This is a genomic window from Longicatena sp. 210702-DFI.1.196, from assembly GCF_020563125.1.
GTDB classification, from domain to species: domain Bacteria; phylum Bacillota_I; class Bacilli_A; order Erysipelotrichales; family Erysipelotrichaceae; genus Longicatena; species Longicatena caecimuris.
The window spans coordinates 1-11845 of sequence record NZ_JAJCPX010000035.1 but is presented as its reverse complement, the minus strand read 5'-3'; the positions used below and the strand labels follow the sequence as shown (position 1 = coordinate 11845).

General features: G+C 39.3%; 13 protein-coding genes. All 13 read left to right on the top strand.

All coding sequences use genetic code 11. The features are described 5' to 3' along the window. Positions 1 to 98: 98 nt before the first annotated feature. The 13 genes from LI241_RS12640 (at position 99) to LI241_RS12580 (ending at position 11745) form a co-directional block, all read left to right on the top strand. Positions 99 to 518 carry a PTS sugar transporter subunit IIA gene (locus LI241_RS12640; protein ID WP_227151342.1) on the top strand — a complete coding sequence of 140 codons (420 nt, stop codon included), beginning with the start codon at positions 99 to 101 and terminating at the stop codon, positions 516 to 518. Then, positions 519 to 1001, top strand: a complete 483-nt coding sequence (locus LI241_RS12635) for a PTS sugar transporter subunit IIB (RefSeq protein ID WP_008690331.1) — start codon at positions 519 to 521, stop codon at positions 999 to 1001. It abuts the gene before it with no gap. A gap of 18 nt (positions 1002 to 1019) precedes the next feature. Next, positions 1020 to 1796 carry a PTS sugar transporter subunit IIC gene (locus LI241_RS12630; RefSeq protein ID WP_008978077.1) on the top strand — a complete coding sequence of 259 codons (777 nt, stop codon included), beginning with the start codon at positions 1020 to 1022 and terminating at the stop codon, positions 1794 to 1796. Then, complete coding sequence (locus tag LI241_RS12625) at positions 1796 to 2611, top strand: PTS system mannose/fructose/sorbose family transporter subunit IID (protein ID WP_008690336.1); 816 nt, start codon at positions 1796 to 1798, stop codon at positions 2609 to 2611. Before LI241_RS12630 ends, LI241_RS12625 begins: the two co-directional genes overlap by 1 nt. 188 nt (positions 2612 to 2799) lie before the next feature. Further along, the gene (gene pta / locus LI241_RS12620; RefSeq protein WP_008690338.1) at positions 2800 to 3771 is read left to right on the top strand and encodes a phosphate acetyltransferase; all 972 of its coding nucleotides are present in this window, start codon (positions 2800 to 2802) and stop codon (positions 3769 to 3771) included. A 205-nt stretch (positions 3772 to 3976) separates the two neighbouring features. Further along, the gene (locus LI241_RS12615; protein WP_008978078.1) at positions 3977 to 5410 is read left to right on the top strand and encodes an amino acid permease; all 1434 of its coding nucleotides are present in this window, start codon (positions 3977 to 3979) and stop codon (positions 5408 to 5410) included. 99 nt (positions 5411 to 5509) lie between these two features. Continuing rightward, positions 5510 to 6835, top strand: coding sequence for a M18 family aminopeptidase (locus tag LI241_RS12610; RefSeq protein ID WP_008690341.1), 1326 nt, complete (start codon positions 5510 to 5512; stop codon positions 6833 to 6835). Continuing rightward, positions 6835 to 7485 (top strand): transporter, encoded by a 651-nt coding sequence (locus LI241_RS12605; RefSeq protein WP_227151340.1) that lies wholly within the window; start codon positions 6835 to 6837, stop codon positions 7483 to 7485. The genes LI241_RS12610 and LI241_RS12605 overlap by 1 nt, the downstream gene beginning before the upstream one ends. A 354-nt stretch (positions 7486 to 7839) precedes the next feature. Further along, a complete protein-coding gene (locus LI241_RS12600; protein ID WP_227151339.1) occupies positions 7840 to 7977 on the top strand; it encodes a hypothetical protein in 138 nt (45 codons plus the stop codon). Positions 7978 to 8065: 88 nt separating this feature from the next. Next, positions 8066 to 8326: a hypothetical protein gene (locus LI241_RS12595; protein WP_132224127.1), complete on the top strand. Its 261-nt coding sequence runs from the start codon at positions 8066 to 8068 to the stop codon at positions 8324 to 8326. Between the two features lie 175 nt (positions 8327 to 8501). Further along, positions 8502 to 9608, top strand: a complete 1107-nt coding sequence (locus LI241_RS12590; protein ID WP_227151338.1) for a patatin-like phospholipase family protein — start codon at positions 8502 to 8504, stop codon at positions 9606 to 9608. Between the two features lie 86 nt (positions 9609 to 9694). Beyond that, the gene (locus LI241_RS15900; RefSeq protein WP_305068607.1) at positions 9695 to 10597 is read left to right on the top strand and encodes a collagen-like protein; all 903 of its coding nucleotides are present in this window, start codon (positions 9695 to 9697) and stop codon (positions 10595 to 10597) included. 101 nt (positions 10598 to 10698) lie between these two features. After that, entirely contained in the window at positions 10699 to 11745 is a 1047-nt protein-coding gene (locus LI241_RS12580) for a glycosyltransferase (protein WP_008690351.1), read from the top strand. Positions 11746 to 11845: the final 100 nt, after the last annotated feature.

Below are 11845 nucleotides of genomic sequence, written 5' to 3'. Positions count from 1 at the left end.
TTCATGTGTATCATAGAGAGGAAAAGGCTGATAAATAAGCCTTTTTTCAATTTTGGCATGCGATTTGCTAATAAAAAAGTGAAAGGACGTGGAAGAACATGGAGAATAAAGTGGGTATTCTGCTGGCAAGTCATGGGCAGTATTGTCTGGGCGCTAAAGACAGCCTGGAGATGATCATTGGTCCCTGTGACCATCTGCTATGTGTGTCCATAACACCGCAGATGAACAATGAAGAAGCACGTCAGCAGATGAAGCGTGCGTATGAAAGTTTGCATCAACAATGTGATGAGGTATTGATATTCACAGATTTATTATGTGGAACGCCAAACAATGTAGCTGTTCGCTTAATGATGGATGAAGAAGATATCACGGTTATGACCGGCTATAACTTAGCGATTCTGGTGGAACTTGTGAACCGCCGCAATACAACAGCGATGAAGGTGTGTGAGCTGATTGAGGATAGTAAAGAAATCTTGGCTTCATCCTTACGCATCATGAATAAGAGAGGAGAAATGTAAATGGCTATCGAGTTAGTGAGAATTGATGATCGATTGATTCATGGTCAAATAGCGACGACTTGGATCAACAACTATTCGATTGAACAGGTATTGATCATTAATGATGAGATTTTATTAGATAAGATGCAACAATCCGTAATATCGATGACGGCACCTGCGAATGTGAAGGTAAAAGTCTTTGGTGTAGATGCCTTTATTGAGGTGTATAAGAAGAATCCGATTCATCGTCGTACGATGCTGATCTTAACGAATTCGATTGATGCATACCGTTTGGCGAGAGGAGGTGTCAATTTTCCGGTATTGAATGTAGGTGGTATGCGTTTCGAAAATGATCGAATTAAAATCGCCAAGGCTGTTTCCGTTACGACAAAGGAAAGGGAAGCGTTTGAGAAACTTGTGGAAATGGGAATCGATGTACAAATACAAATGGTACCAAGAGATGAATTATTAAACATGAAAGATGTCTTAACAAAAACCAAATAAGAAAAGGAGAAAAAGATTATGTTAGTGAAAGCATTGCTTGTGGCCCTATGGGCTGGTCTTTGTTCACTCGATGATGGAGGTATGCAGCTGCAGATTCGTAAACCGCTGTTAGCCGGAACCATCACCGGTTTAATTCTGGGGGATCTTACACAGGGGTTGATTATCGGCGGTACTTTGGAATTGATGTGGCTGGGTGTAAATTCTGTCGGAGCTTATACACCTCCCGATATCACCGGTGGAGCTATTGTCGGTGTTACTGTGGGTATTACCAGTGGCGGCGGTGTGGCAGCCGGTGTTGCCTTTGCCGTTCCGGCAGCAACCTTGATTCTGCAGCTGATTGTCTTGTTACAAACTTATTTATCCGTTCATATTCACCGCGCGGAAATTGATGCTGCGACGGGTGACTTCAACAAAGCGAATCGCTGGCATTTGTATAGTGGTGTTCTGTTATTCTTAGCACGTGCGATTCCATGTTTTATCGCTGTTTATATTGGCAATACCGTATTATCTGATTTCATCGAATGGTTGCCTGAATTTATCATTAATGGCTTAAATGTTGCCAGCGGTATCATTCCTGCTGTAGGTATTAGTATGTTGCTGACAATGATGTTGAAAAAAGATATGTGGATGTATCTGGTGGCTGGTTTTGTCTTTGCCGCATACTTAGGTCTTCCGGTATTAGGAGTTTCTTTAATTGGCATCGTATTTGCCGGTATTCACGATTACAATTATGTACAACGTAAAAAATTAGAACGTGATACAGCGATGGAGCTGGAAGGAGGCATTGATTTATAATGAGTGAAAAATTTGAAATGACCAATAAGGTCTATCGTGAAATGTTTATCAATCATCTGACCTTCCAATGGGGATGGAATTATGAACGCCAACAAGCGGATGGCTGTTTGTTTACCTTAACACCAGTTTTAAAACGGTTATATAAGGATGCACCACTTGAGGAACGAGAACGAGCAATCAAACGGCATTTGGAATTCTTTAATACACATGCAACCCTAGCTCCATTATTGTTTGGCCTTATCGCCGCTTTGGAGGTAAATACACCAGAAGCGGAAAAAGACAGCATCACTTCCATTAAAACAGGTTTGATGGGACCGATTGCCGGTTTAGGTGATGGCTTATTCTGGTTTACCTTGTGGCCAATTTGCGCAAGTATCGGCGCAACTATGGCGGTTACCGGAAATATCTTTGGCGCAATCTTCACCTTTGTCGTTTTCAATGTTATCAATCAGGGAGTGAAATGGTTTGGTTTCCGTATCGGTTATACCAAAGGCATGGATATCATTAACTCCGGTTCGGGTGATGAAGTCATTAAACGCATCTCCGGTGCTGCTACCGTTTTAGGTCTTTGTGTAGCCGGTTGCTTGGTTTCCACAACCGTTAAATTAAGTGTCCCTTTAGAATTTGCCAGTGGTGATGGCAAGATTGTCGTTCAGGAACTCATTGACAAGATCATGCCTTGTTTCTTACCGGTATTAGTTACGCTATTCTGTTATTGGCGTTTGAAGAAAACCAATGGCAAGGAAGCGGTAAGATTGATTTTCGGTATCATGATCGCAGCAATTGCATTAACTTATTTTGGCATTTTAGGATAATAGATGAAAGAAGGGAACGTATCAAAAGACGTATCCCTTTTTCCATCCTTTTATATAACCGTTTTGACAAATAGCAGTATCTTTCTTTGTGAAAATAATCATTTGTGAAAAAATCCTTTTTTTATGCAAACAAGCGGTGTATAATAAAAAATGGTAAAGCAAGAAAATAAGAAAGAGAGGATATTTTCATGATTGACACATTGATTGAAAAAATTAAGGGTAAAGGAACACGTATCGTCTTTACAGAAGGTTCAGATGCACGTATTCTGGAAGCTGCTGTTCGTTTACATAAGGAAAACATCCTGGTGCCTGTACTGTTAGGAAACCGTGCTGAAATTACAGGTGCTGCCGCATCTTTGGGATATGATCTGGAAGGCATTGAAATGCTGGATCCTAGAGAATATAAGAATATGGATATGATGGTTACCAAAGTTGTTGAATTACGTAAAGGTAAATTAGATGAAGCACAGGCACGTGAAGCTTGTTTGAAAACAAACTTTTTCGGTACTATGTATGTAAAATTAGGCTGTGCAGATGGTTTGTTAGGTGGTGCTACCTATTCAACAGCGGATACAGTGCGTCCTGCACTACAACTGGTAAAAACAAGACCGGGAAACTCTATCGTATCAAGTTGTTTCATTTTATTAAAAGATAAAGAACAGTTGGTTATGGGTGACTGCTCTATCAATATTGATCCAAGTGCAGATGACCTGGTGGAAATCACTTTACAGACAGCCCATACGGTTCGCCAGTTTGGTATTGAACCAAGTGTTGGCTTGTTATCATATTCTACCTTAGGTTCAGCAAAGGGCAGCAGTGTGGATAAAGTAAAAGAGGCTGCAACACGTTTAAAACGTATGCCATTAGACTTCGGGGTAGAAGGTGAGATTCAGTTTGACTGTGCCGTAGCACCAGAAGTAGCAAAATTAAAAGCACCTGATTCTAAGGTGGCTGGTAAGATCAATACGTTTATCTTCCCCAATATTGATGCCGGTAACATCGGCTACAAGATTGCGGCGCGTTTAGGCGGATGGGAAGCTATCGGACCAATCCTGCAGGGATTAAATGCACCTATCAATGACTTATCTCGTGGCTGTAATGCCGAAGAAGTATTCAAAATGGCGATTGTGACAGCTGCACAGAAATACATGGATATTTAATTAACGATTGCTTAGCATATTTGGAACCTTTTTGATGAGGTTCCTTTTTTTTGCGTAATTATCTAAAAATGATATTCCAATAGTTAGCAATTCATGTTTTCATGCGATAGACAAAATATACGAAATGTAAGTATAAAGCTAAATTTTTGTAGCGTTCAGTTTTGATTTATGCTATTATTGGAACGTTGAGTTTAAGGAGGTTACAATGGAAAGTTCAAAGAAAATTCTCTGGTATAACCTTGCCTTCATGGCATTCTCTACTGTTTGGGGATTCGGAAACGTATTAAATGGTTTCGTTTATTTCAACGGTATTCAGGTTATATTCAGCTGGGTTCTGATGTTCGCTTTATACTTCGTGCCTTATGCATTGATGGTTGGTGAACTTGGTTCCGCATTTAAAAACTCAGGTGGCGGTGTTTCTTCATGGATTCACGAAACAATCGGTCCTAAATTTGCTTATTATGCAGGTTGGACTTATTGGGCATGCCACATCACTTACATCGCAAGTAAGGGCAGTGGCGGCTTGAAAGCGTTAAGCTGGATGGTCTTCCAAGATGGTTCTACATACGATACCTTCCCTACGATCGGTGTGCAGTTAGCAACATTAGGTGTATTCTTATTCTTCTGCTGGGTTGCCAGCCGTGGTTTAAATCCATTGAAGAAATTAGCAACATTGGCAGGAACAAGTATGTTCGTTATGTCAATTCTTTACATCGTCATGATGTTTGCGGCACCTATCATCAATCCAAACGGTGGTTACTTAAGCATGGATTTCAGTTGGGATAACATCATTCCACAGTTCAATGTAAATTACTTTACATCACTATCCATTCTGGTATTTGCTGTTGGTGGATGTGAGAAGATTTCACCATACGTAAACAAGGTAAAAGATCCTGCAAAGGGCTTCCCAAAAGGTATGATTGCATTGGCAATCATGGTTATGGTATGTGCAATTCTGGGAACAATTGCAATGGGCATGATGTTTGATCCTGCTTTGATCAATGGTTCTACAGAAAGCTTTAACTCTTATGTATCCAATGGTTCTTACTGGGCCTTCCAGAAGCTGGGTGAATACTATCATGTAGGTAATCTTTTGATGATCATCTATGCGGCTTGTAATGCAATCGGTCAGTTCTCTACGTTGGTTGTCAGCATTGATGCACCATTGCGTATGCTGTTGGATAACGAAGATGCACGTCAGTTCATTCCAACTAAACTGTTGAAACAGAACAAATTTGGTGCTTACATCAATGGTATTTGGATGGTTGTTGCACTATCAGGTGCGATCATCCTGATTCAGATCATTGGTGGTTCAGGGGCAGCCGGTGTATTGGCACAGTTAAACAAGCTGAACTCTGTAACGATGCCTTTGCGTTATCTGTGGGTATTTGCGGCTTATATCGCATTGCGTAAAGCTAGAGATAAATTCCATCCGGAATATCGTTTCACGAAGAATCAGCCGGTTGCGCTGGTAATGGGCTTCTGGTGCTTCTTTGTCACAGCAGCTTGCTGTATCATGGGTATGTATTCAGATGATTTATTCACTATGTTCTTAAACGTAGTGACACCAATCGTTCTGACTGCATTAGGTATGATTCTGCCTTTGATTAAGAAAAACGAAAAAGCTAGCACAAAATAAAAACAAAGTAGGTGAGATTCTTAAGGAGTCTTGCCTTTTTGTTTGGCTTGTACATGGAAAAATGCTATAATACAAACGAGTAATTTAGGAGGCTTATATATGTATAAAGAAACTGCAAAACAAGTGTTAGATTTCATTCAAAAAAGTCCAAGCTGTTTCCATGCTGTTGCGGAAATGGCTGCAATGTTAAAAAATGCTGGTTATGAAGAATTAAGAGAGTGTGAAAGCTGGGAATTAAAGCGCGGTGGTAAATATTTTACAACACGCAATGGTTCCAGTTTGATTGCTTTTGCGATAGGAAATGATTTAGATGATTATCATTTCCAAGTAACTTCCTCACATTCCGATTCACCTACTTTCAAAGTGAAAGAAGTTGCGGAATTAAAAGGAAAAGGCGGATATGTACAACTGAATACAGAAGGCTATGGCGGTATGTTATGTGCAACATGGATGGATCGTCCATTATCCATTGCCGGACGTGTCTTAGTAAAAGAAGGCAATACCTTTGTCAGTAAGCTGCTTAGCTTCGATAAAGATCTCGTATTAATTCCTAATGTGGCAATCCATATGAACCGCGATGTAAACAATGGTATGAAATACAATAATCAAGTAGATCTATTGCCATTATTTTCCGCAGGAGAATGTGCAGAAAATGATTATTATGAATTAATTGCCGATGCTTTAGGCACTACCAGAGAAAACATCTTCGGTTGTGACTTGTATTTGTATAATCGTATGGCACCATCTATCTGGGGTGCAAAAGAAGAATTCATTTCATCCCCTAAACTGGATGACTTACAGTGTGCCATTACATCTTTAAAAGCATTATTAGAAAGTAAAGGGAATACTCATGCGGTAAATGTATTTGCTTGTTTCGACAACGAAGAAGTCGGCTCAGGGACAAAACAAGGTGCATGTTCAACCTTCTTATACGATGTGTTACAGCGTATAAATGACAACATGGGATTCACAAAGGAAGATTACTATCGAGCAGTCGCAAAAAGCTTCATGGTTTCTTGTGATAATGCGCATGCGGTACATCCAAATCATCCGGAAAAAACAGATGCTACCAATTGTACATACATGAATAAAGGAATCGTTGTAAAATTCAGCGCAAATCAGAAATATACGACAGATGCTATCAGTTCTGCGGTCTTTGGCGGTATTTGTGAAAAAGCCGAAGTACCAGTACAATACTTTGCTAATCGCAGTGATGCAGCCGGTGGAAGTACGTTAGGTAACTTATCCAGTCAGAAAGTATCTATGCATACCGTAGATATCGGTTTACCTCAGTTGGCAATGCATTCATCTTATGAAACAGCCGGTATTAAAGATTCTTACTATATGGTAAAAGCATTAACTACATTCTATAATACCAATTTACATATTACCGATAGTGAAAGCATTGAGGTACAAGAGAACTAATGGCGGATGGAAAGGCAAGAAAACAACTGCATATTGATAATTTATATCTAGTAAAGAAATTAGATGAAGATTATCAGAAAGCCTTTTATCGGTTGTATGATTATCTGTTAGAGGATACGAAAAAGAGTGACTTGGATAAAAGTATCATTGCCAATATTGCTTTAGAACAATGTATGGAAGGCATGAAGGCACAGAAAAAGCCACAACTTGTGATTTCTCGCGATTTGAAAGACTATGTGGCGAAGTATTCCAAAGGTCCTGTGTATAAAGAAATGAAAAAGAAATTACGCAATCAGGATTATGAGAAACTGCAGATTGGCAGTATTTGGATGGTATTTGCGATTGCGATGGTCTTATTCTTCTTAAAGAATCTGTTGACAAAAGATTACCTGGCCAATTATGCAATTGACGCAATCGTTGCTTGTATTGCCGGGGCTATCGCTTTTCAAAACTTTAAGATCAAACGCAGAATCATTCGTCGTTATCAATTTGGCAGCTTTTATATGCGTGTCGATGCCGCAACAATCTTAGCGTGTGTCTTCATTAAGCTGGTATCACCGTCAAATTTTGATATCACCTATTTGTTATTAGTCATTTCTTTCTTTATCACAAAGAAAAAAATCAAGCCGCAGTTTGAAGCCGTAATCTAATACATAAGTGATGGAGCAATCTATCACTTTTTTCTATCGGCATAGGATAGAAAGCACAATAGGAAAATGCTACGATCAAAGCAAGTCAATCATCGTATTTTTATATATGTATGCGAAAAAAAACAGCCGAGTTCGCTTCCAAAGAATACTTTTGCATGTATATATCATCAATTGGTTTATGTATTATATAGAATACGAATAAAGGAATTCATCATCAAACGGTTATGCATCAAACAACTATTACAGCCTCTTTCATCTTAATACCATAGTATTATTTAAAGCTTTATATTCTATCATGTTTTACTGACATTTTATGGAAATAACCGTTATAATAAAAATAGGATAACAGGCATTTTGAAGATAAGCGAAAAAAATTATGGGAAAGTGAATATCTTTATGAATGATGTCTTTTTGATTGCTGAAGATAAACAGACGTTTACAATCTTAGTAGGTACTTGTCATAACAGCAAACAAGAAAAAAAGATCAAGTAGCATACTTTGAAACGCATAAGGTGATTTTCTATGTAACCAAATCCACTTGCAGCACTATAGTAAGGATAAGAAAAGGGAGATGAAGAAGATGTTACATGTATTTAATCGCAGTGAAGTATTTATAACGTATACGAAAGAAAACTTGGATAAAGTAACTCGTACGTTAGCATTACATGGTATAGAATACACCGTTAAAACGACGAAGGTTCATGATGAGTATACGGAAGAAGTCATAAAAGGCTCTTCTTATGATATGAGCATAGCATATAAGCTTTATGTAAGAAATGATGATTTAGAAGAGGCTCAGCGTTATGTGCGTCAGGCACTATTTCCTAAAGAGCAAGGATAAGGATATTTGCAAATGCATGGAAGAGGATGTAACGAAATAGACAAGATTGACAAGTCGATGAGGTTACACCTCTTTTTTCTATGCTTCATCAGCGCATCGTAAAGCATGTACGATATGGTCCATGTCCTTTCATATTGGCAAAATCCTAGGCATAGACTATAAAGGGGGCTATATCATGTTGAAACAGAATATGAAAATAGGGTTGGCATTATCTGGTGGCGGTATGCGTGCTGCCATCTTTCATTTAGGAGTCTTAAAATGGCTTGCTGAGCAAGGTTTGCTGAAAAAGATTCACCATATTTCAAGTGTATCCGGGGCAAGTATTGCAGTAGGTCTGATTTTTGCGAACAATGATAATCAATGGCCATCCGATGTAACATTTTTATCAAAAGTTCTTCCGGCTATGAAACGTGATATTATCACAAAAGATATTCAATGGACGGCTTTATGCAGGCTTATTGTATCCCCTTATTATTGGAATAAAAAAGCAAATCTGTTAGCGCATGTCATGGAAAAACGATGGAAGATCACGGCCTGTTTACAAGATATCCCGACACTTCCTTTATGGACCATCAATACAACTGCTTATGAAACGGGAAAAGATTTTCGCATATCCGCAAAGCGAATGGGCTCACTATATAGCTTTGTGCAACGCCCGCGCTTTCCTCTTAGTCATGCGATTTGTGCAAGTGCCGGTTTTCCTGTTTTCATCGGACCATATACATTAAAGACAAAAGCGTATGTATGGAGTGATGTTACAGGCTCTATGATTGTTCGGGTAAGAGATGAAACCCTGCATCTATGGGATGGCGGTGTTTATGATAATATGGGCTTAGACCCGCTTTTTTCCTTTCAAGGGCAAAATAAGCTGTGTCCAGATATTAATTATCTTATTGTCAGTAATGCATCTATGGATAAGCTGGAGCACAAGATGCGGACCATTGGATACTCATTCAGTAATCTAAAACGATTATTAGCAATCAGTATGACACAAAGCCAGCTCCTCCGTAAGCAGGAAGTAATAGATTTTATGGAGCAAAATAAACAAGGACTTTTCTTACAAATAGGCAGTCAAACGAATGATATGCTGCGTCATTGTGATATATCTTTTGCCCGTAAACAAGAATTGCTTCATGCATCGCTAAAGGAAAGTGATGTATTACGCGTAAGTTCTTATAAGACGACCTTAGAGCGGGTAAAGAAAGATGATTTTGAACGTATTTTGCGCCATGGTTATGAAGTAGCCAAGTTGAATTCTCTTTGTTCTGGTCATATATCATGAACTGTGCGATTTCATCGGCACAACTAACCCGATACCTGCATATAGTGGATTGAACGTGATAAGCGTACAAGGGAAAGGGGAATGTTATGTACCAGAACAGATATGGAAACGACTACGGCTATGAGCATCATCCAAATGATGAAAACCGTTTCGATTATGGTAACTGTGATGATAGAGGAAATGAGACGGATTTTGGCTATAACGGTAATTATGATTATCCGGATGGCAATTGTGCTTATGATGATTTTCATCCAATGGAAGATTATCGAAACCAAGAGGCATGGTGCCCTCAGCCAGGTATGGGGCCAACAGGTCCCATGGGTCCAAGAGGACCAAGAGGTCCACAGGGTCCCAGAGGATTACAAGGACAACAAGGCAGAGAAGGCTTACAAGGCATTCGAGGTCCGCAAGGAGTAACCGGTCCACAAGGAGTGCCAGGTATTCAGGGGCCTACTGGGCCTACCGGACCACAAGGTATACAAGGAGTTATGGGAAATACCGGCGCAACCGGTGTTACTGGTGCAACAGGGCCTATGGGACCGCAAGGAAACACCGGACCTGCCGGAGAAAGTGCACCTATCATCCATTATGCATCCGCATCGCTAACATCATTTACACCAAAATCACTATGTCCTCAAGATGCTTTGGTGTTTGATTGCGGCAATGTCAGTGATGGCTTTACGATTTCAAATGATTATACAAGTCTGATTGCACAACAGGAAGGCACGTATATCGCGGAATATGGTGTTTTAATCAGTTCTTCGGTATGTGATGGCGATGCGTTTGCTTTAGAAATTAATAATGAAGAATTGTTAGAAGAATCCCGCATGCCATTAGTATGCGAAAACCAATTTGTAAGAGGCTGTGTCATGTTAGAATTGCATCCGAACAATAGCATTCGTTTGGTATCAGACTGCCACAATACGATAGAATCTTGTAGCAATCATCATACCGTAAATGCATATTTGATTATTTATCAGATACGTTAGTTCTTATTATGTCTATAACTAATGCACAGTGAAAGGATGGGAAACTATCCTTTTCTTTAAGAGAGAGGGGATGAATATCGTTGATAAGCATCAGTGTATGTATGATCGTAAAAAATGAAGAAGATGTATTGGCAAGATGTTTAGACTGTGTAAAGAAATTTGCGGATGAAATCATCATCGTCGATACGGGAAGTGCGGATAAGACAAAGCAAGTCGCAAAGAAGTATACGGATAAGTTATATGATTTTTCATGGTGTGATGATTTCAGCAAGGCTCGTAACTTTTCTTTTTCCAAGGCGAGTATGGAGTATTGTATGTGGCTGGATGCGGATGATGTGGTAGAAGATGAGGATATTGAGAAGATACAGAAACTAAAAAAAGAACTAGATAAAAAAGTTTCCATCGTTATGATGAAATATCATACGGCGTTTGATGAAGATGGAAATCCTTCTTTTTCGTATTATCGGGAACGTATGGTAAAACGGGAAGAATTGCATTTATGGGAAGGGGAAATTCATGAAGTGATTCCCTTAACAGGCAGACTGCTTTATACCGATATCGGAATCTGTCATCGCAAGGTGCATGTGAGTGATGCCAATCGCAATTTGCGCATCTTTGAAGCTATGTTGGATAAAGGAAAAAAGTTAAATCCGCGGGAACAGTTTTATTATGCCAGAGAGCTATACTATCATAAGCGCTATAAAGATGCCGTTAAAGCATTCAAAAAGTTCTTAAAAGAAGATAGCGGCTGGATAGAAAATAAAATTGATGCCTGTGAGATGCTGGGATATTGTTACTATGCCTTGCATAAAGAAGAAAAGGCATTAGAAAGTTTTTTATGCTCTTTACAATATGAAGTACCACATGCCGAGTTATGTTGCGATATCGCAAAGCATTTTATGGATAGAGCGAAGTATAAAGAGGCTATCTTTTGGTATGAATGTGCTATGAAAGTACCGATGAATGAAACCAGTGGTGCTTTTATTCGTGAAGATTGTTATGGGTATATACCAGCCATTCAATTGTGTGTCTGCTGGTGGCGTTTAGGGGATAAGGATCGAGCGGTTCAATATAACGAATTGGCCGGAGTGTATAAGCCTAAGAGTCGAGAAGTAGAACAGAATCGGCGATTTTTTGAAATGAAATAAAAATAATCAAGGGAAAGGGTCATTCATAAAAGGTGAATGACTTTTTTGTATGAGAAAACCCCCAGATAGTCTGGGGGTTCCGTAGAGCTTTAGCGATGAG

Bases quoted from the DNA above. Each gene is read 5' to 3' on its own strand.
- LI241_RS12605 (WP_227151340.1), top strand. From the start codon at position 6,835: ATGGCGGATGGAAAGGCAAGAAAACAACTGCATATTGATAATTTATAT.
- LI241_RS12615 (WP_008978078.1), top strand. From the start codon at position 3,977: ATGGAAAGTTCAAAGAAAATTCTCTGGTATAACCTTGCCTTCATGGCA.
- LI241_RS12630 (WP_008978077.1), top strand. From the start codon at position 1,020: ATGTTAGTGAAAGCATTGCTTGTGGCCCTATGGGCTGGTCTTTGTTCA.
- LI241_RS12625 (WP_008690336.1), top strand. From the start codon at position 1,796: ATGAGTGAAAAATTTGAAATGACCAATAAGGTCTATCGTGAAATGTTT.
- LI241_RS12640 (WP_227151342.1), top strand. From the start codon at position 99: ATGGAGAATAAAGTGGGTATTCTGCTGGCAAGTCATGGGCAGTATTGT.
- pta (WP_008690338.1), top strand. From the start codon at position 2,800: ATGATTGACACATTGATTGAAAAAATTAAGGGTAAAGGAACACGTATC.
- LI241_RS15900 (WP_305068607.1), top strand. From the start codon at position 9,695: ATGTACCAGAACAGATATGGAAACGACTACGGCTATGAGCATCATCCA.
- LI241_RS12635 (WP_008690331.1), top strand. From the start codon at position 519: ATGGCTATCGAGTTAGTGAGAATTGATGATCGATTGATTCATGGTCAA.
- LI241_RS12590 (WP_227151338.1), top strand. From the start codon at position 8,502: ATGTTGAAACAGAATATGAAAATAGGGTTGGCATTATCTGGTGGCGGT.
- LI241_RS12595 (WP_132224127.1), top strand. From the start codon at position 8,066: ATGTTACATGTATTTAATCGCAGTGAAGTATTTATAACGTATACGAAA.
- LI241_RS12580 (WP_008690351.1), top strand. From the start codon at position 10,699: ATGATCGTAAAAAATGAAGAAGATGTATTGGCAAGATGTTTAGACTGT.
- LI241_RS12610 (WP_008690341.1), top strand. From the start codon at position 5,510: ATGTATAAAGAAACTGCAAAACAAGTGTTAGATTTCATTCAAAAAAGT.